The sequence below is a fragment of the Paracoccus sp. Z118 genome (assembly GCF_019061185.1).
Taxonomy (GTDB): Bacteria; Pseudomonadota; Alphaproteobacteria; order Rhodobacterales; family Rhodobacteraceae; genus Paracoccus.
Genome location: NZ_JAHQZU010000016.1, coordinates 17,146 through 35,839 on the forward strand (window position 1 = coordinate 17,146; position 18,694 = coordinate 35,839).

Here is an 18,694-nt window from a genome sequence, read left to right on the forward strand (position 1 = left end):
CATGACGCCTGACGAGATCAACCGCTTCTGGCTGGACGAGGTCGGCCCCAAGGGCTGGTATGTCCAGAGCGATGAGCTTGACCAGCAGATCCGCGCCCGTTTCATGGGCGCGTGGCAGGATGCCGGGCAGCTGACGCAAGGCTGGGCCGACACGCCCGAGGGCGCGCTGGCCGCTTTGATCCTGACCGACCAGTTCCCGCGCAACATGTTCCGGGGCGACAGCCGGTCCTTCGCCACCGACCCGCTGGCGCAGAAGATCGCCGAGGCCGCCATCGAGGCCGGCCACGATCTGGCGACGCCCGAACCGGGGCGGCAGTTCTTCTACCTGCCGTTCGAACATGCCGAGGATCTCGACGCGCAGGACCGCGCCGTCGCGCTGTTCGCCGAGCGGATGCCGGGAGAGAACCTGCTCCACGCGCAGCTTCACCGCGACACGATCGCCCGCTTCGGCCGCTTCCCGTGGCGCAACGCGGCGCTGGGGCGCGAGAGCACGCCGGCCGAGCAGGCGGTGCTGGATGCGGGCGGCTATGGGGCGCTGGTGTCGGGCAAGGTCTCGCTTGCCGATCACGGCTGACCCTGCAACATTCCTCTCAACGGACACCGGAACGGCATTGGGGAACAGCATGGCGCAGAGCTTCGACATGGTGGTGATCGGATCGGGACCGGGCGGTTATGTCTGCGCGATCCGCGGCGCGCAGCTGGGGCTGAAGGTCGCCGTGATCGAGCGGGCCGACCTCGGCGGCATCTGCCTCAACTGGGGCTGCATCCCGACCAAGGCGCTGCTGCGCTCGGCCGAGGTGTTCCACCTGATGGGGCGGGCCAAGGATTTCGGCCTGAAGGCGGACGGCATCGGCTTCGACCTGGACTCCGTGGTGAAACGCTCGCGCGGGGTGGCCAAGCAGCTTTCGGGCGGGGTGTCGCACCTGCTCAAGAAGAACAAGGTCACGGTGATCGCCGGCCACGCGAAGCTGACCGCGCCGGGCAAGGTCTCGGTCAAGGGCGACAAGGGCGAGGAAGAGGTGACGGCCAAGGCCATCGTCGTCGCCACCGGCGCCCGCGCCCGCAACCTGCCGGGACTGGAGCCTGACGGCGAGCGGGTCTGGACCTACCGCGAGGCCCTGGTGCCAAAGCACATGCCGAAGAAGCTGCTCGTCATCGGCTCGGGCGCCATCGGGATCGAGTTCGCGAGCTTCTACAACACGCTCGGCGCCGAAACCACGGTCGTCGAGGTGATGGACCGCGTCCTGCCGGTCGAGGACGAGGAAATCTCGGCCTTCGCGAAGAAGCAGTTCGTCAAGCAGGGTATGACGATCCTGGAAAAGGCGACGGTGAAGAAGCTCGACCGCGCCAAGGACAAGGTGACGGCCCATATCGAGATCGGCGGAAAGACCGAGACGCGGGAATTCGACACGGTGATTTCCGCCGTCGGCATCGTCGGCAACGTCGAGGACAGCGGCTTCGAGGAAGTCGGCCTGAAGATCGACCGCACCCATATCGTCGTGGACGAATACTGCCGCACCGGAGTGGACGGCGTCTACGCCATCGGCGACGTGGCGGGCGCGCCTTGGCTCGCCCACAAGGCCAGCCATGAAGGCGTGATGGTCGCGGAACTGGTCGCCGGGCGGAAAGCCCATCCGATCCGCCCGAACTCGATTCCCGGCTGCACCTATTGCCATCCGCAGGTCGCATCGGTCGGGCTGACCGAGGCGAAGGCCAAGGAGGCCGGGCACGAGGTCAAGGTCGGCCGCTTTCCCTTCATCGGCAACGGCAAGGCCATCGCGCTGGGTGAGCCGGAGGGGATGATCAAGACCGTGTTCGACGCGAAGACCGGCGAGCTTCTGGGCGCCCACATGGTCGGCGCCGAGGTGACGGAACTGATCCAGGGCTACGTCGTCGGCCGCACGCTGGAGACGACCGAGGCCGAGCTGATGGAAACGGTCTTCCCGCACCCCACCCTGTCCGAAGCGATGCACGAATCGGTGCTGGATGCCTATGGGCGGGCGATCCACTTCTGACCGCCCTCTGACCGAAAGGACGCGCCGATGAGCGAAAAGGTTGCCCTGATCACCGCCGGCGGCTCCGGGATGGGGGCGGCGGCCGCGCGGCGGCTGGCCGCCGACGGGTATCGCGTCGCGGTGCTGTCATCATCCGGCAAGGGCGAGGCCTTGGCGCAGGAGCTTGGCGGCGTGGGCGTCACCGGCTCGAACCAGTCCGCGGACGACCTGCAAAGGCTGGTCGATCTGGCGATGGAGCGCTGGGGCCGGATCGACGCGCTGGTGAACTCGGCCGGACACGGGCCGCGCGCGGCTATCCTCGACATCCCCGACGAAGACTGGCACCGGGGGATGGAGGTCTATCTGCTCAGCGCGATCCGCCCGACCCGGCTGGTGACGCCGATCATGGCGGCGGCGGGCGGCGGCGCGATCGTCAACATCTCATCGGCCTGGGCGTTCGAGCCTGACGACATGTTCCCGACCTCGGCCGTGTTCCGCGCCGGATTGGCGAGCTTCACCAAGATCTTCTGCGACACCTATGCGGCGCAGAACATCCGCATGAACAACGTCCTGCCCGGCTGGATCGACAGCCTTCCGGGAACCGAGGAACGCCGCCGGATGGTCCCGATGGGCCGCTATGGCCGGGAAGACGAGATCGCGGCCACGGTCGCGTTCCTGCTGTCCGAGGGCGCGGGCTACATCACCGGCCAGAACCTGCGCGTGGATGGCGGGCTGACCCGGTCGGTGTGACGCGGGCTGGCGAGCCTCGGGGCCCGTCGCGGCCCGCACGGAAACGGGACTGCGCCCGTTTCCTTCAGCGGCACCGAAGCCGGCCTGAGAAGGCCAGCCCCCACCTGCCCGCTGGCTCACGCCACCGGCATCCGCGCCTCGACCATCCCGGCGAGCCAGCTCGACCCTGCCGGAATGGCGTCGTCGTCGAAATTATAGGCCGGGTGGTGCAGCATCGCCGTGTCGCCGTTGCCGAGGAAGATATAGGCCCCCGGCCGCGCGTTCAGCATGTAGCTGAAATCCTCGCTTGCCATCATCGGATCGACGCTCATATCGACCTCGCCCGAGACGGCGCGGGCGACCTCGGCGGCGTGAAGGGTGGCCTCCGGCGCGTTCATCGTCACCGGATAGCCGCGCTCGAAGATCAGATCGACCGCCCCGCCATGGGCCGCGGCGATCCCTTCGCAGACGCGGCGCATGGACGGCTCGATCATCTCGCGCACGTCCGGGTCCAGGCTGCGGGCGGTGCCCTTCATCCTCACGACCTCGGGGATCACGTTGCTCGCCGTCGAGTCCGTGTGGATCGTGCAGACCGAGACGACCGCGCTTTTCAGCGGGTTCACGTTGCGTGACACGATGGATTGCAGCGCGACGATCATCTGGGCCGAGATCAGCAGGGTGTCGATCCCGTCGTTCGGCTTGGCGGCGTGGCTGCCCTTGCCGGTCACGACGATCTCGAGCTGGTCGGCGGCGGCCATCATCGCGCCCTCGCGGATCGCGAAGCTGCCGGTCGGAAGACCCGGCATGTTGTGCAGCCCGTAGAACTCCTGGATGCCCCAGCGCTCGGCCAGCCCGTCCTCGATCATGGCGAGCCCGCCGCCGCCGCCCTCCTCGGCGGGCTGGAAGATCACGACCGCCGTGCCGTCGAAATTGCGCGTCTCGGCCAGGTATTTCGCCGCGCCCAGCAGCATGGCGGTATGGCCGTCATGGCCGCAGGCATGCATGGCGCCGGGACTCCGCGAGGCATAGGCCACACCGGTCCGTTCGGTGATCGGCAGCGCGTCCATGTCGGCCCGCAGCCCGATCACACGCCCGCTGCCGTCCGTGCGGCCCCTGATGACGCCCACCACGCCGGTCCGGCCCACCCCTTCGACCACCTCGTCGGCGCCGAAGCCGCGCAGCAGTTCGGCCACCTTGCCGGCGGTGCGATGGACCTCGTATCCGATCTCGGGATTTTCGTGGAAATCGTGGCGCCAGGCGGTGATTTCCGGCAGCAATTCGGCCATGCGGTTCTTGACGGGCATGATGGGTCTCCTTCGCGGCCACGTTGGCGCGGCGTCATGGCCCGCGCAAGTGCCGCGTCACCCCGCCGCTGCGGGAAAGACCGAATCAACCTTGTGTTTCGGCGTCGCCCCGTCGGACAATCCATACAACCGCAAGGACCGCGTCCGCCGGGGCGCCGACAAACGCGGACCGATATCGACACGGAGGAATGCATGAAATTCGGAACCCTGCTGCTGGGCGCCGCGGCCGCGGTCGCGATGGCGCCCGCGGCCCATGCGGAGCGCGGAACCGACGGGCAGGTCAACATCATCTATTCGCAGGCCGTCTCCACGATGAACGCCTATCTGTCGTCCGGCACCAAGGACGTCGAGGTCGGCAGCCTCGTGCTGGAGCCGCTGGCAGGGTTCGACGAGACGGGCGCGCTGATCCCGCGCCTCGTGACGGAAATTCCGACGCAGGAGAATGGCGGCATTTCAGGGGACATGCGGACGATCACCTGGAAGATCGCGCCGGACCTGAAATGGTCGGACGGCTCGGCCTTCACCGCGCAGGACGTGGTGTTCACCGCCGAATACTGCATGCATCCCGAAGGCGGCTGCGCCCAGCTTTCAAGGTTCGAGGGCGTCGGATCGGTCGAGGCGGTGGACCCGCAGACGGTGCGCGTGACCTTCACCGGGCCGAAGGCCAATCCCTACACCGCCTTCGTCGGGGCGCGGTCCCCCGTCCTGCAGAAGGCGCAGTTCCAGGACTGCCTCGGCCCGGCGGCGTCCGGCTGCACCGACCGGAACGCCGCGCCCATCGGCACCGGCCCGTTCCGCGTGACGGAGTTCCGCGCGGGCGACGTGGTGCATCTCGACGCCAATCCCGAATACCGCGACTCCGCCAGACCCGCCTTTGCCACGGCAATGGTCAAGGGCGGCGGCGACGCGGCGGGCGCAGCGCGGGCGGTGATGGAGACGGGCGAATACGACTATGCCTGGAACACTCAGCTCTCCCCCGAGGGTCTGGCGCAGATGGAATCCGGCGGCAAGGGGCAGCTCGTGACGGAGTTCGGCGGCCTGGTCGAGCGCATCCACTTCAACCTGACTGACCCATCCCCGTCGCTGCCCGAGGGCGAGCGTTCCAGCCCGCAGCACCCGCACCCGATCCTCGCGGACGAAAAGGTGCGCCGGGCGCTGTCGATGGCCATCGACCGGACCATGCTGAACGAGATCGGCTATGGCGCCGCCGGCCGCCCCACCTGCCATCTCGTGCCCGCCCCGGAAGGGGCCGTGCCCGACAGCGCCGAATGCCTGACGCAGGACATCGTGGGCGCACGGGCGCTGCTGGACGAGGCCGGCTGGCTGGTCGGCGGCGACGGCCTGCGCGAGAAGGGCGGGCGCAAGCTGCATCTGCTGTTCCAGACCTCGGCCAACCCGGTGCGGCATGATTTCCAGGCGCTCATCAAGCAGTGGTGGTCGGAAATCGGCGTCGGGACCGAGCTGAAGACCATCGACGGCTCGGTGTTCTTCGGCGGGGATGCGGGCTCTCCCGATACGGTCCAGCGGTTCCATGCCGACGTGCAGATGTATGCCGGCAGCTTCGACCGCACCGACCCGGAGGCGTATCTGGCGCAATGGGTCTGCGGCAATATCCCCGGCGATGAAACCCGGTGGCGGGGCGAGAATGTCAGCCGCTTCTGCAGCGAGGAATACGACGCCCTGCTGGCCGAGCTTGGCCGCACCGCCGACACGGGCCAGCGCAACGAGATCGCCCGGCGGCTCAGCGCCATGCTGACCACGGACAGCGTGGCGGTCGTGCCGCTGATCGACCGCGCCCGCGTGTCGGCCCATTCCGACACGCTGGGCGGCGTCGTGATGAACGTCTGGGACAGCGAGCTGTGGAACGCTGCGGAGTGGTATCGCATCCAGTGACGCGGGGTTGACGGCCCTGCCCGGTCCCGCCGGATGGCGGCCGGGCATCGTCTGCGCAGCGGATCAGCGGAGGGCGATCCCGCAGCCCGCAAGCGCCGCGGGCAGATGTGCTTTCGGCACGATGACGAGGCACGGGCCCTGGGTCCGCAGGGACACTGGCCCGGTCGCCTCGTTCGACGTGCCCACGCGGTCCGCCGGGGTGAAGGTCAGCCCGTCGATGGGCCAGCGCAGCCCCTCGCTGGTCCCGCGCACCTCGCCGAAGGGGAACAGCGACAGCCGCGTTCCGGCGGGCAGGTCCAGCGTCAGGGCAGGCGGCGCGGCGAACACCACGTCATCGGCGCCGAGCATGAAGCACGGCGGCGAGCGGCGCCGGATCAGCGTGGCCATCGCCGCAAGCGCGTGATCCAGCCTCGGCCCCGCGAACCCCAGCGCCAGCACGAAAGGGGCGTCGATGTTGCGAAGGCATTTGTCGAAATCGGTGCTGTCCTGCTCGGCAATCCGGTGCAGCCGCTCGGCCGGAATGGCCGCGCGGGACGCGGCGGAGATGCTGTCCAGATCGCCCGCCACCGCCTGCGGCGTCAGCCCCAGCGCCAGCGCGGTATCCGCACCGCTGTCGGCCGCCATCACCACCGGCGCGAGCGCCACGGCGGACCGGACGTCGCCGGCCAACATCTCGCCGCCGCCGATCAGCGTCACGCCGCCGCCGGTGCGAAGGATCACCGCCTTCTCACCGCCCGCTGCCGTGGAACACGCGGCGGAACGGGATCGCCCAGGCAAAGGCCAGCACGATGTAGAGCGGCAGTTCCAGCAGCAGCGGCAGCCGGCCCCAGCGGTCGAAGATGACGTTCAGCAGCCACCAGGCCAGGATCAGGTAGACGGGAAGCCAGACGACCAGAAGCAGCAGCGCCCAGCGTTTGCGTTGCTGCGGGCTCATGCGACGCCCTCCTGCACTTCGGCGGCGATGCGCCGGGCCACGGGGCGGCGGCGCAGGCGCGGGGCGGTTGCCGCGGCATCGGCCAGCCGGCGTCGCCAACGGGGCATGTTGCGCCCGGCCGCGCCCTCGCGCACCCGGCCCAGATAGATGCGGCGGATCGGGTCCAGCCCGCAATAGCCCAGAACCTGCCAACCCATCCGTGCCCCCAACGGGTCGCGCATCACCAGCCGATACAGCAGCGGCGGCGTGTCCATCGTCACGACCAGATCGACCGAACGCCCCGCGAGCATCGGTTCGGGCAGCAGCGCCCCCTCATCCACCGAGAACGCCTTGGCGGGCAGCAGAAGCCGGTCCCACAACCCCTTGAGCCGCGCGGGCTCGGCCCCCCACCACAGCGGGAAGCCCAGCACGATATGGTCGGCGGCCAGCATCGCCTGCCAGATCAGATGCAGATCCGGCTCCCATTCCTGGATCGTCTCGTAGCCGCGCCGCAGGTTCGGGTCGAAGTCGAGATCGCGGACGGCGATCCGGGCAATTTCCGTCTCCTCGGGCAGTCCGCTTTCATAGACATCCAGCAGCGCCTGCGTCAGCCGGTCGCCGTCTGGGTGGCCGTCGAGGATCAGGACGCGCATGGGTTCAATCCGCGAAAGGGTCGTGGACCAGGATCGTGTCATCCCGCTCCGGGCTGGTCGAGAGCAACGCGACCGGGCACTGGATCAGTTCCTCGATCCGGCGCACATACTTGATGGCGGCGGCGGGCAGGTCGGCCCAGCTGCGCGCGCCTTCAGTGGTTTCGGTCCAACCCTCCATCTCCTCATAGACGGGGACGGCGCGGGCCTGAAGGGCGGCGGCGGTGGGCAGGTGGTCGTAATGCTTGCCGTCCACCTCGTAGCCGGTGCAGATCTTCAGCGTCTCGAACCCGTCCAGCACGTCCAGCTTGGTCAGCGCGATGCCGTTCACGCCGGAAATGGCGCAGGTCTGGCGCACCAGCGCGGCATCGAACCAGCCGCAGCGGCGCTTGCGCCCCGTCACCGTGCCGAACTCGTGCCCACGCTCGCCGAGGCGCTGGCCGATCTCGTCGTCCAGCTCGGTCGGGAACGGGCCGGAGCCGACGCGGGTCGTATAGGCCTTCACGATCCCCAGCACATAGCCGATCGCGCCCGGCCCCATGCCGGTGCCGCTGGCCGCCGCGCCCGACATGGTGGTGGAGGAGGTAACATAGGGATAGGTGCCGAAGTCGATGTCGAGAAGCGCGCCCTGCGCGCCTTCGAACAGGATGCGTTTGCCGGCCTTGCGGGCGTCGGCCATGATCTTCCAGACCGGCTGCGCGAAGGGCAGCAGCTTCGGCGCGATCTCCAGCAGCTTCGCCTTGAGTTCGGCCCGGTCCACCGGCGTCGCCCCCAGCCCCTGCCGCAGCGGATCGTGATGGGCGAGCAGGCGGTCGAGGCGGCTGTCCAGCGTCTCGTCGTCCGCGAGGTCGGCGACGCGGATCGCGCGGCGGCCGACCTTGTCCTCATAGGCCGGGCCGATGCCACGGCCGGTGGTGCCGATCCTGGACGCGCCCGCCGCGTCCTCGCGCAGCTTGTCGAGGTCCTGGTGCAGCGGCAGGATCAGCGGCGTGTTCTCGGCGATCATCAGGTTGTCGGTCGAGATCTCGACCCCCTGCGCGGCGAGCTTGCCGATTTCCGAGAACAGCGCCCAGGGGTCCAGCACGACGCCGTTGCCGATCACGGCCAGCTTGCCCTTGCGGACGATGCCCGAGGGCAGCAGCGAGAGCTTGAACACCTCGCCCCCGATGACCAGCGTGTGACCGGCATTATGGCCGCCCTGAAACCGCGCGATCACGTCGGCGCGTTCGGACAGCCAGTCGACGATCTTGCCCTTGCCCTCGTCACCCCACTGGGCGCCGACCACCACCACATTCGCCATGTCCGGTCCTTTTCTGCGATCCGGCGGGGGTATAGCTGTCCCGGCCGCCGCGGAAAAGCCGGTAAAGCGGCACGGGCGGAAGCGGGGGCCGTCTGCCCCCGCCCTTGCGGGCCTGCCTCGCTGAAAACGGTCCACTGGACCGTTTTCCGGGCGCTCGGCAGCCCCGACGCTATTTGGGCACCAAAGACGCCCATCGCGGGCCGAGGCAACCTGCGGGCGCATTGCGCCGTTAACGCTAACTTCCTATGTCGAGGGAAGCGCAAGCCGGAGGCCCGCCATGCTCAACGACACCGTCGTCCGCGTCACCGACCGCATCCGCGAACGATCCGAGGGAAAACGCGCCGCCTATCTGGCGAAGATCGCGCGGCAGGCCGAGGAGGGCCCGCGCCGGGCGCATCTGAGTTGCGGCAACCAGGCCCATGCCTATGCCGCGATGGAGGACAAGGCCGACATGGCGCAGACCGCGCGTCCGAATATCGGGATCGTGACGGCCTATAACGACATGCTGTCGGCCCATCAGCCCTATGAGCGCTATCCCGACCTGATCCGCCGCGCCGCCCATGAGGCAGGCGCCACGGCACAGGTCGCCGGCGGCGTTCCCGCCATGTGCGACGGCGTGACGCAGGGACGCGCGGGGATGGAGCTGTCGCTGTTCTCGCGCGACGTGATCGCGCTGGCCGCCGGGGTCGCCCTGTCGCATGACGTGTTCGACGCCGCCGTGTGGCTCGGCATCTGCGACAAGATCGTGCCGGGGCTGGTGATCGCCGCCGCGACCTTCGGCCATGTGCCGGCGGTGTTCCTGCCGGGCGGGCCGATGCCGTCCGGCCTGCCCAATGACGAGAAGGCCCGCACCCGCGAGGATTTCGCGGCCGGGCGGGTGGACCGCGCCACGCTGATGGCGGCCGAGATGGCGAGCTATCACTCGCCCGGCACCTGCACCTTCTACGGCACCGCCAACAGCAACCAGATGCTGATGGAGTTCATGGGCCTGCACCTGCCCGGCGCAAGCTTCGTCAACCCGAACACGCCGCTGCGCGAGGCGCTGACCGTCGCCGGGGTCCACCGCGCGGCCCAGATCACCCGGCTGGGGAACGACTACACCCCCGTCAGCGCGATCCTGGACGAGCGGGCCTTCGTCAACGGGATCGTCGGGCTGATGGCGACGGGCGGGTCCACCAACCACGTCATCCACCTGCCGGCGATGGCGCGGGCGGCGGGGATCGTGCTGGACCTGCAGGACTTCCACGACCTCAGTGAGGTGACGCCGCTGCTCGCCCGCGTCTATCCCAACGGGCTCGCGGACGTGAACCATTTCCACGCGGCGGGGGGCCTCGGGTTCCTGATCGGCCAGCTGCTGTCGGGCGGGCTGCTGCATCCCGACACCACCACCGTCGCCGGCGAGGGGCTGGAGCGTTACACGACCGAGCCGCGCCTGACGGGTAACGGCGTGGAATGGGTGGACGGCCCGCGCGAGAGTCTCAATGACCGGATCGTGCGTCCGGTGGCGGCGCCGTTTGCCAGAGCCGGCGGGCTGCACACGCTGACGGGCAATCTGGGCCGTGCGGTCATCAAGGCCTCGGCGGTCAAGCCCGAGCTGCACGTGGTCGAGGCGCGCGCCCGCATCTTCGACGATCAGGACGCGGTGAAGGCCGCGTTCAGGGCGGGGGAGTTCACCGAGGATACCGTTGTCGTCGTCCGCTTCCAGGGACCGCGCGCCAATGGCATGCCGGAGCTGCATAGCCTGACGCCCACGCTTTCGGTGCTGCTGGACCGCGGATTGCGGGTCGCGCTGGTCACGGACGGGCGGATGTCGGGTGCCTCGGGCAAGGTGCCGGCGGCGATCCATGTCACGCCCGAGGCGGCGACCGGCGGGCCGCTCGCCCGGCTGCGAGACGGTGATCTGGTCCGGGTTGACGCGGTGACGGGCACGCTGGAATGTCTGGAGCCGGGCTTCATGGACCGCCCGCCCGCGCCCTACGATCCGGCGCCGAGCGCCGAAGGCATCGGGCGCGAGCTGTTCGCCGCCTTCCGCGCCCATGCCGCGCCCGCCGACGAGGGGGCGGGGCTGGTCGTCTGAGATTGCGCTTCCTTGGTGCCCGGACATGGTGCCGAACGAGCCGCTGGCCAGCATCACGCAAACAGCGGATTGCGGACCGGCGTCACGTTCAGGTCATGGCGTGAGCGCAGGAACGACGCGACCGGCAGCCTGACGCCGTCCCGCCCCACGAATGGGACGCAAAGCCACCCCCCCGGCGACGCTATCTCAGCTTGATCCAGGTCTGGCTCTTGCAGATCAGCCCGCCCGCCACGCAGCCCGACAGCTTCATCGACTGCCCGCTGAGCGAGGCCTTGCCCTGATAGACCTTGTCGTTCGCGGGCCGCCACACCTGCCCTTCGTATGAGCCGTCCCCGATCGGGGCCATGCTGCGGACGATCTGCTTGCCGACATTGGGCGAGGGGTATTCCGCGCCGTCCTTGTAGGTCTTGACGATGGTGCCGCAGAACGCGCCGCCGCAGGGCTCGATGCTGACCAGCGCCAGCGAGCCCTCATCGGCCTGGGTCTGCCAGATTCCCTCGATGGGGTCGGCGGCCACGGCGCCGGACGCCGCCAGCGCGAAAGCGGCGGCGAGTGCGAAAATCCTCATGGGTTCCTCCCTTGATCCCGGCTGACCATCATCCCGAGCGGCCCGATTCCCGCAAGAGCGACGCAGCGTGGAAATGCCGCGCTCTGCCTGCTTTCCCCCGCGCCGCCGCTGTGGCAATGAACGCGCGGCCCATCACCACAATCAGACGGAGAGCAGCCGGCATGATCCTCTATCCCGCCATCGACCTGAAGGATGGCGCCTGCGTGCGCCTGCTGCGCGGCGACATGAACGCGGCGACCGTGTTCGGCACCGATCCGGCCGCGCAGGCGCGCAGCTTTGCCGCGGCCGGGGCGCAATGGCTGCATCTGGTGGACCTCAACGGCGCCTTCGCCGGCCGCCCGGTGAACGGCGGGGCCGTCGAGGCGATCCTGTCGGCGGTGGAAATCCCCGTCCAGCTTGGCGGCGGCATCCGCGACATGGCGACGATCGAAGCCTGGCTTGCGCGCGGCGTGGCCCGCGTTATCCTCGGCACCGTCGCGGTCGAGCAGCCCGACCTGGTGGCCGAGGCCGCCGCCGCCTTTCCGGGCCGTGTCGCCGTCGGCATCGACGCCCGCGGCGGCCGGGTGGCGACCCGCGGCTGGGCCGAGGAGACCGAGGTGAAAGCCACCGACCTCGCCCGCCGGTTCGAGGACGCGGGCGTCGCCGCCATCATCTATACCGACATCGACCGCGACGGGGCGATGGAAGGGCCGAATATCCTGGCGACCGAGGCGCTCGCGCGGGCGGTCACGATCCCGGTGATCGCCTCGGGCGGCGTCTCGTCGCTCAGCGACCTGATCGCGCTGCGCGACACCGGCGCGATCGCCGGGGCGATCTCGGGCCGCGCCCTTTATGACGGGGCGCTGGACCTGAAAGAGGCGCTGGCGGCGCTTCGGGCATGACGGCGCGGGCCGGGCGCATGAGGGCCTGCCGCCCGGCTCGAGGCGCGTCCTTGCCACGCCTCCACCTGACGTTGCGGGACGCCCCGCGCGTCGCTTGCCATCACCCGCGCGCCTGACTAGTAAGGCGCGTCCCGCGAGAAAGGCCATTCCGTGCAGAACGTCGTCCTTACTGTGCATCTGATCCTCGCCCTGCTGCTGATCGGCGTGGTGCTGCTGCAACGGTCCGAAGGGGGCGGGCTGGGACTCGGTGGCGGAGGCGGCGGCGGGGGCGTGATGACCGGGCGTCAGGCGGCCAACGCGCTGACGCGGGCCACCTGGCTGCTGGCGGGCGCGTTCCTCGTCACCTCGATCGCACTGACCGTCATCGCCGCGCGAAACTCGGCGGGCGCCTCGATCATGGACCGTATCTCGCCCGCACCGGGCGGGCAGGCCGACGCGCCCGCTGGCGTGCCGTCGCTGCCCGACTATGCCCCGCCGCCCGGCGTGGGCCAGCCGATCCTGCCGCCCGGCGCGACCGGCCCGGCAATTCCCGGCACGGCGCTTCCGGCGTCCGATACCTCGGCCCCGCTGCCGGTGCTGCCCGGCACTGCAATCACGCCGCCCGCACCCGCTCCGGCAACCGAGGTGGAAGCCCCGGCCGCCGCCAACGGCGCGGTCCGCGTGCCGATGGGCGAGACCGCACCCGACGCGCCCGAGGGCGCGCGCACCATCCGCGTTCCGCTGACCGAACCGGCAAGCACGAACTGACAACCACCATCAGGGGGCGCCATCCGGCGCCGCCACTCTTTGTCGCGGTCCGTTGCGGGCTGGCGGAGAATCGGGTATTGCCCGACTCCCGTGATGCGGGTCGCATGGACCGCGCGCATCGACTGCAGGAAACATCACGGGGGCCCGCATGGCGCGTTACATCTTCATCACCGGCGGCGTCGTGTCCTCGCTTGGCAAGGGCCTTGCCTCGGCCGCGCTGGGGGCGCTGCTTCAGGCGCGGGGCTACACCGTGCGGCTGCGCAAGCTCGACCCCTATCTGAACGTCGATCCCGGCACGATGTCGCCGTTTGAACATGGCGAGGTGTTCGTCACCGACGACGGCGCGGAAACCGACCTCGACCTCGGCCATTACGAACGCTTCACCGGCGTCTCGGCCCGCAGCACCGACACCGTCAGCGCCGGCCGCATCTATTCCAACGTGCTGGAAAAGGAACGCCGCGGCGAATATCTCGGAAAAACCATCCAAGTGGTCCCCCACGTCACCAACGAGATCAAGGACTTCCTCTCCATCGGCGAGGACGAGGTGGACTTCCAGCTCTGCGAGATCGGCGGCACCGTGGGCGACATCGAGGGGCTGCCCTTCTTCGAGGCGATCCGCCAGTTCAGTCAGGACCGCCCACGCGGCCAGTGCATCCTGGTGCACCTGACGCTGCTGCCGTATCTGGCTGCGAGCGGAGAATTGAAGACCAAGCCGACGCAGCATTCGGTCAAGGAACTGCGGTCCATCGGGCTTCAGCCGGACGTGCTGGTCTGCCGCTCGGAACATCCCATCCCCGACCGCGAGCGGGCCAAGATCGCGCTGTTCTGCAACGTGCGTCCCGACGCCGTGATCCCCGCCTATGACCTCAAGTCGATCTACGAGGCGCCGCTGGCATATCACCGCGCCGGGCTGGACCGGGCCGTTCTGGACGCCTTCCAGATCAGCCCCGCCCCGCGCCCCGACCTGCGCCGGTGGGACGACGTGATGGACCGCCTGACCAATGCCGAGGGCGAGGTGAAGATCGCCATCGTCGGCAAATACACGCAGCTCGAGGACGCCTACAAATCCATCGCGGAGGCGCTGACGCATGGCGGGATGGCCAACCGCGTCCGCGTGCGCCCCGAATGGATCGACGCCGAGAAGCTGGAAAAGCCCGAGGGCACGCACCTGCTCGACGGCTATCACGGCATCATCGTCCCCGGCGGCTTCGGCGAGCGCGGGACCGAAGGCATGATCGCGGCGGCGAGATACGCGCGCGAGCGCGAGGTGCCGTATTTCGGCATCTGCCTCGGGATGCAGATGGCCGTGGTCGAGGCGGCCCGGAACCTCGCCGGCATCCCCGACGCCGGGTCCGAGGAGTTCGATCACGAGGCGGGCGAGGCCCGGTTCACGCCGGTCGTTTATCACCTCAAGGAATGGGTGCAGGGCAACCACCGGGTCGAGCGAAAGATCACCGACGACAAGGGCGGCACGATGCGGCTTGGCGCCTATACCGCCTGCCTCGCCCCCGGCTCGAAGATCAGCGAGATCTATGACGGCGCGACCGAGATGGAGGACCGCCACCGTCACCGCTATGAGATCGACGCCGCCTATCGCGACCAGCTGGAGGAGGCGGGGCTGTGGTTTTCCGGCATGTCGCCGGATGGGCGTCTGCCGGAAGTGGTCGAGGTCCGCGACCATCCGTGGTTCATCGGCGTGCAGTCGCACCCGGAACTGAAGTCGAAGCCCTTCGAGCCGGCCCCGCTGTTCCGCGACTTCGTGCGCGCGGCGAAGGAGCTGGAGCGGATGGTCTGAAGGCGCCGGTCGGTGCCTGAGAAGTGGGGCGTGGGAATCACGCACCCCACCGGGCAAAGCCTCAATGCTCAGGCTGACCCGCGCTCGCCGGTGTAAAAATCCCATCTCCTGCCTGCGCAGGGCGTAGATGTCGGACGGGGAACACTCCCCCAGGATGCGTGCCCCCACGCACCGGCAAACCGGGCTGCTCAGCCGCCCAGCACCGCCCGCAGCGCCACCATATCCACCCGATCGGTGACGAACGCCTGCCCGATCCCGCGGGCGAGGATCATCCGCAGCCGCCCCTCCACCACCTTCTTGTCCTGCCCCATCAGCGCGATCAGCGCGTCGGCACCGAGCAGGTCGCCCGGAATGTCGGCCAGCCGCGAGGGCAGTCCCATCGCCGCGAAGTGGGCGGCGACGCGCGAGGGGTCTTCCTGCGGGGAAAGGCCCATGCGCGCCGACAGATCGAACGCCAACGTGCAGCCGATGGCGACCCCCTCGCCGTGCAGCAGCCGGGCGGAATAACCCGTGGCGGATTCCAGCGCATGGCCGAAGGTGTGGCCGAGGTTCAGCAGCGCCCGGTCGCCCTGCTCGGTCTCGTCCCGCGCGACGATATCGGCCTTCATCGCCACCGAATGGGCGACGGCGTGCTGCAATGCGGCCCTGTCATCGCGCAGCCTGGGGCCGTTCTCCTCCAGCCAGGCAAAGAACGCCGCGTCCCCCAGCAGCCCGTATTTCGCGACCTCGCCGTAACCGGCGCGAAAATCGCGTTCGGGCAGGCTCGCCAGCACGTCGATATCGGCCAGCACGACGCTCGGCTGGTGGAACGCGCCGATCAGGTTCTTGCCCTGAGGAGAGTTGATCCCCGTTTTGCCGCCGACCGAGCTGTCCACCTGCGCCAGCAGGGTCGTGGGCAACTGCGCGAAGCGCACGCCCCGCCGCAGGATCGCCGCCGCGAAGCCCGCGAGATCGCCGATGACCCCGCCGCCCAGTGCGACGATCAGATCGCCGCGCTCGACCTTCTGCGCGATCAGCCATTCCACCGTGCGGCCAAGCTCCGCCCACGACTTCGTCGCCTCACCGGCCGGCAGAGCAAGCGCCGCCGCTTCGATCCCCGCGGCCGCCAGCGCCGCCGTCAGCGCCGGCAGATGCAGCGCGGCGACGGTCTCGTCGGTGACGATGGCCACGCGCGGGCGTTTGAGCAGCGGCGCGAGATGCGCGCCCGCATCCGCGATCAGGCCTGGGCCGATGCGGACGTCGTAGGAACGCTCACCCAGGGCGACGGGAACGGTCTGGATGGTGGTCATGCGGGCTCCAGCAGGTCGGGGCGGGTGGACTTGATGGCCGCGGTGACGCGGTCGGCGGTGGCCGCGATGGTGTCCTCGCGGGCGACATCCACGACGATGTCGGCGGTGGCATAGACGGGCATCCGCTCGGCCAGCAGGCGTTCCAGCGTGCCGCGCGGGTCGGGGGTCTGCAGCAGCGGGCGGGTGGTGCGGGCCTTCACCCGCCGCCACAGCGTCTCGAGATCGCAGTTGAGCCACAGCGCCGCGCCCGAGCGATGGATCAGATGGCGATTGCGCGGCTGGATCCACGCGCCGCCCCCGGTCGCCACGATGCGCGGCCCGGCGGCAAGCAGCCGGTCCAGCACCTCGGTCTCGCGGTCGCGGAAGAACGCCTCGCCATCGCGGGCGAAGATTTCCGACACGGACATGGCGGCGGCGGCCTCGATCTCGGCGTCCGAATCGACGAATTGCCGGCCGAGGCGGCGACCGAGTTCGGTCCCGACGGCGGTCTTGCCGGCCCCCATCATGCCGATCAGAACGATATTCCTGCCCATCCTTCGCGTCCTGCCATTCCCGTTCCAGCTGTGCTTCGCGGCATTTTCATGCCGGTTACGGTCAATGGCGTGATCTTGCCGGAAATTCCATCTATAATTCCGCCGAGCCGGCGGGCAGACCGGCGCACAAGCAATGATGAGGCGAACGAGATGCGGCTTTTGCGGCTGGTGGTGGTCCTGCTGATTCTGGCCCTGATCGGGCTGGCGGGCTACGCCTATTTCGGGGACATGGCGGCCGACCCGACCGAAATCCGGGTGCCGGTCCAGCTTGAACTGGGCGCCCCCGACCCCCAGGACGCGGCGGCGGTTCCGAACGTCGCCCCCGTCCCGTCCGCCGAAGCCGATGCCGACACCGCGGGCGAGTCTGCCGATGACCTGGACTGATCGCCCCGCCACCGCCGGGCTGCGGGCGGGTCTGCTGGCGCTGGCCTGCGCCGCGCTGCCGGGCCTTTCGGCCGCGCAGGCGCCGCTGTCGGCGAATGACTGGATCGCGGGCAATGCGCCGCCGCCGGATACGACCTCGGGCTGGCGCCCCTCGGACGGCGTGCCGCCCGACGCCGCCCGGCGCCGGCCGCCGTCTCGGGGGACGCTCGCCGCGCCGCCGGGCCAGCCCGCTGCGCCAGCGGCAGGCAGCCGCGCGCCCGTGGCTGAAAGCGCGGCCCCCTCGCCCATCACCGTGACGCGGCTCGGCCAGGGCAATGCCGATGCGGCGGGGCTGCAATCAGCGCGGGCGGCAGGGCTTCCCGCCGATCTGTGGAGCGGGATGACCGCCGACGAGATGGCGGCCCTGATCGCCGAAACCGACCCGCGCCTGCCCGCCATGCAGGCGCTGTTCCACCGCATCCTCAGCGCCCAGCTTGCCGTGCCCCCGCGCGAGAGCCTGCCCGAAGGCGGCCTGCTGCTGGCCCGCGTGGACCGGCTGATCGCGGCGGGCGACCTGCCCGGCGCGCGGGCGCTGCTGCAGGCGGCGGGCACGAACGATCCGCAGCGATTCGCCCGCAGCTTCGATCTGGACCTGCTGGCGGGCGAGGAGCTGCGCTCCTGCGCCGATCTCGCGGCCCGGCCGGGGCTGGCGCGGGACATGGCGACCCGCATCTACTGCCTCGCGCTGAACGGCGACTGGGCGGCGGCGGCGCTGAGCCTCGGCGGGGCCGAGCCGCTGGGGCTCGTGGACGCCCCCACCGCCGCGCTGCTGGCCCGGTTCCTCGACGATGGCTACGCCGAGATCGAGGACGGCCTGCCCGACCCCGCCTCCGTCACCCCGCTGATCTTCGATCTGCACGAGGCGGTGGGCCAGCCGCTCGCCACCGGCCCGCTGCCGCTGATCTACGCCTGGGCGGATATCACCCAGAACGGCGGCTGGAAGGCCCGGCTGGAGGCGGCCGAGCGGCTCGCCCGCGCGGGCGTCCTGCCGCCGGCGCAGCTCGCTTCGATCCATACCGAGCAGAAGCCCGCCGCGTCGGGCGGCGTCTGGGACCGGGCGGCGGCGCTTCAGGCGCTGGCCGCCGCGCTGGAATCGGGCGATCCGGCAGCGCTGGATACGGCCCTGCCCGAGGCCCTGCGCCAGTTCTCGGCGGCGGGGCTTGCGCCTGCGCTGGCCGACATGATCGCCGGGCGCCTGCCCGAGCGTCCCGCCGCCGGCCCGGCAGGCGATGCCGCCGTCACGCTGCGGCTGCTGGCCGGGCTGCCGGTCACGCCGGCCGAGGATGCGCCCGAAAGCCTGCGCTGGACCGCCAGCCTTGCCGCAGGCGCGCAAGCCGCGCCGCCGGGCAGCGACCCGCAGAACCGCGCCGCCCGACTGGGCGAGGCGCTCGCCGCCGCCGAATCCCCTTCGGACGCGCCGGTCGGCCGGGCGCTGCTGGAGGCCATCGCCGATGTCGATGCGGGGCTCGACGGCGACATGGACCGTGCCGCGCGGGGGCTGCGGACCCTGCGGGCGCTGGGTCACGCCGATGCCGCCGGGCAGGCCGCGGTCGAGCTGATGCTGCTGCCCGAACTGCCGCGGGGCGCGCCGTGAGCGC

General features: G+C 70.1%; 18 protein-coding genes. 10 read left to right on the plus strand and 8 right to left on the minus strand.

From position 1 onward, the window contains the following. The first annotated feature begins 1 nt into the window (after position 1). Genes KTN05_RS18170 through KTN05_RS12920 form a run of 3 tightly spaced genes read left to right on the plus strand, consistent with a single transcriptional unit; the run spans position 2 to position 2,744 of the window. Positions 2-574, plus strand: coding sequence for a DUF924 family protein (locus KTN05_RS18170; RefSeq protein WP_254368196.1), 573 nt, complete (start codon positions 2-4; stop codon positions 572-574). A gap of 49 nt (positions 575-623) precedes the next feature. Next, positions 624-2,015: a dihydrolipoyl dehydrogenase gene (gene lpdA, locus KTN05_RS12915; protein ID WP_217329825.1), complete on the plus strand. Its 1,392-nt coding sequence runs from the start codon at positions 624-626 to the stop codon at positions 2,013-2,015. A gap of 27 nt (positions 2,016-2,042) precedes the next feature. Then, a complete protein-coding gene (locus tag KTN05_RS12920) occupies positions 2,043-2,744 on the plus strand; it encodes an SDR family oxidoreductase (protein ID WP_217329826.1) in 702 nt (233 codons plus the stop codon). Positions 2,745-2,860: 116 nt separating this feature from the next. Here the strand turns inward: KTN05_RS12920 and KTN05_RS12925 are convergent, their stop codons facing one another. Beyond that, positions 2,861-4,027 (minus strand): M20 aminoacylase family protein, encoded by a 1,167-nt coding sequence (locus KTN05_RS12925; protein ID WP_217329827.1) that lies wholly within the window; start codon positions 4,025-4,027, stop codon positions 2,861-2,863. A gap of 192 nt (positions 4,028-4,219) precedes the next feature. On the opposite strand from KTN05_RS12925, the gene KTN05_RS12930 reads away from it, so the two are divergent. Then, on the plus strand, positions 4,220-5,920 hold the full coding sequence (locus KTN05_RS12930) for a peptide ABC transporter substrate-binding protein (RefSeq protein WP_217329828.1): 1,701 nt from the start codon (positions 4,220-4,222) through the stop codon (positions 5,918-5,920). Positions 5,921-5,983: 63 nt separating this feature from the next. Here KTN05_RS12930 and KTN05_RS12935 read toward each other — a convergent pair whose 3' ends face one another. The 4 genes from KTN05_RS12935 to KTN05_RS12950 are packed head-to-tail and all read right to left on the minus strand — an operon-like array spanning position 5,984 to position 8,783. Further along, on the minus strand, positions 5,984-6,640 hold the full coding sequence (locus KTN05_RS12935; protein WP_371823359.1) for a thiamine diphosphokinase: 657 nt from the start codon (positions 6,638-6,640) through the stop codon (positions 5,984-5,986). A 7-nt stretch (positions 6,641-6,647) separates the two neighbouring features. Further along, the gene (locus KTN05_RS12940) at positions 6,648-6,854 is read right to left on the minus strand and encodes a DUF2842 domain-containing protein (protein WP_217329829.1); all 207 of its coding nucleotides are present in this window, start codon (positions 6,852-6,854) and stop codon (positions 6,648-6,650) included. Then, entirely contained in the window at positions 6,851-7,486 is a 636-nt protein-coding gene (locus KTN05_RS12945; protein WP_217329830.1) for an NAD(P)H-dependent oxidoreductase, read from the minus strand. Before KTN05_RS12945 ends, KTN05_RS12940 begins: the two co-directional genes overlap by 4 nt. Before the next feature lie 4 nt (positions 7,487-7,490). Further along, positions 7,491-8,783 carry an adenylosuccinate synthase gene (locus KTN05_RS12950; RefSeq protein WP_217329831.1) on the minus strand — a complete coding sequence of 431 codons (1,293 nt, stop codon included), beginning with the start codon at positions 8,781-8,783 and terminating at the stop codon, positions 7,491-7,493. A gap of 277 nt (positions 8,784-9,060) precedes the next feature. Here KTN05_RS12950 and edd point away from each other — a divergent pair, with 277 nt between their 5' ends. Continuing rightward, the gene (gene edd / locus KTN05_RS12955; RefSeq protein WP_217329832.1) at positions 9,061-10,860 is read left to right on the plus strand and encodes a phosphogluconate dehydratase; all 1,800 of its coding nucleotides are present in this window, start codon (positions 9,061-9,063) and stop codon (positions 10,858-10,860) included. Positions 10,861-11,041: 181 nt separating this feature from the next. Here the strand turns inward: edd and KTN05_RS12960 are convergent, their stop codons facing one another. After that, entirely contained in the window at positions 11,042-11,428 is a 387-nt protein-coding gene (locus KTN05_RS12960; protein WP_217329833.1) for a DUF2147 domain-containing protein, read from the minus strand. 161 nt (positions 11,429-11,589) lie between these two features. Between KTN05_RS12960 and hisA the strand changes: the two genes are divergently transcribed. The 3 genes from hisA (at position 11,590) to KTN05_RS12975 (ending at position 14,851) form a co-directional block, all read left to right on the plus strand. Further along, positions 11,590-12,309, plus strand: a complete 720-nt coding sequence (gene hisA / locus KTN05_RS12965; protein WP_217329834.1) for a 1-(5-phosphoribosyl)-5-[(5-phosphoribosylamino)methylideneamino]imidazole-4-carboxamide isomerase — start codon at positions 11,590-11,592, stop codon at positions 12,307-12,309. Positions 12,310-12,459: 150 nt separating this feature from the next. After that, positions 12,460-13,056, plus strand: a complete 597-nt coding sequence (secG, locus tag KTN05_RS12970; RefSeq protein WP_217329835.1) for a preprotein translocase subunit SecG — start codon at positions 12,460-12,462, stop codon at positions 13,054-13,056. Between the two features lie 148 nt (positions 13,057-13,204). Continuing rightward, complete coding sequence (locus KTN05_RS12975) at positions 13,205-14,851, plus strand: CTP synthase (RefSeq protein WP_217329836.1); 1,647 nt, start codon at positions 13,205-13,207, stop codon at positions 14,849-14,851. A 188-nt stretch (positions 14,852-15,039) separates the two neighbouring features. On the opposite strand, the gene aroB is transcribed toward KTN05_RS12975, so the two are convergent. Then, complete coding sequence (gene aroB, locus KTN05_RS12980) at positions 15,040-16,140, minus strand: 3-dehydroquinate synthase (RefSeq protein WP_217329837.1); 1,101 nt, start codon at positions 16,138-16,140, stop codon at positions 15,040-15,042. Continuing rightward, positions 16,137-16,673, minus strand: coding sequence for a shikimate kinase (locus tag KTN05_RS12985; RefSeq protein ID WP_254368191.1), 537 nt, complete (start codon positions 16,671-16,673; stop codon positions 16,137-16,139). The genes aroB and KTN05_RS12985 overlap by 4 nt, the downstream gene beginning before the upstream one ends. 150 nt (positions 16,674-16,823) lie before the next feature. Here KTN05_RS12985 and KTN05_RS12990 point away from each other — a divergent pair, with 150 nt between their 5' ends. Together KTN05_RS12990 and KTN05_RS12995 are read left to right on the plus strand one after the other, a co-directional pair. Then, positions 16,824-17,057: a hypothetical protein gene (locus tag KTN05_RS12990; protein WP_217329852.1), complete on the plus strand. Its 234-nt coding sequence runs from the start codon at positions 16,824-16,826 to the stop codon at positions 17,055-17,057. Continuing rightward, positions 17,044-18,690, plus strand: a complete 1,647-nt coding sequence (locus KTN05_RS12995) for a hypothetical protein (RefSeq protein WP_217329838.1) — start codon at positions 17,044-17,046, stop codon at positions 18,688-18,690. The genes KTN05_RS12990 and KTN05_RS12995 overlap by 14 nt, the downstream gene beginning before the upstream one ends. Positions 18,691-18,694 lie beyond the last annotated feature (4 nt).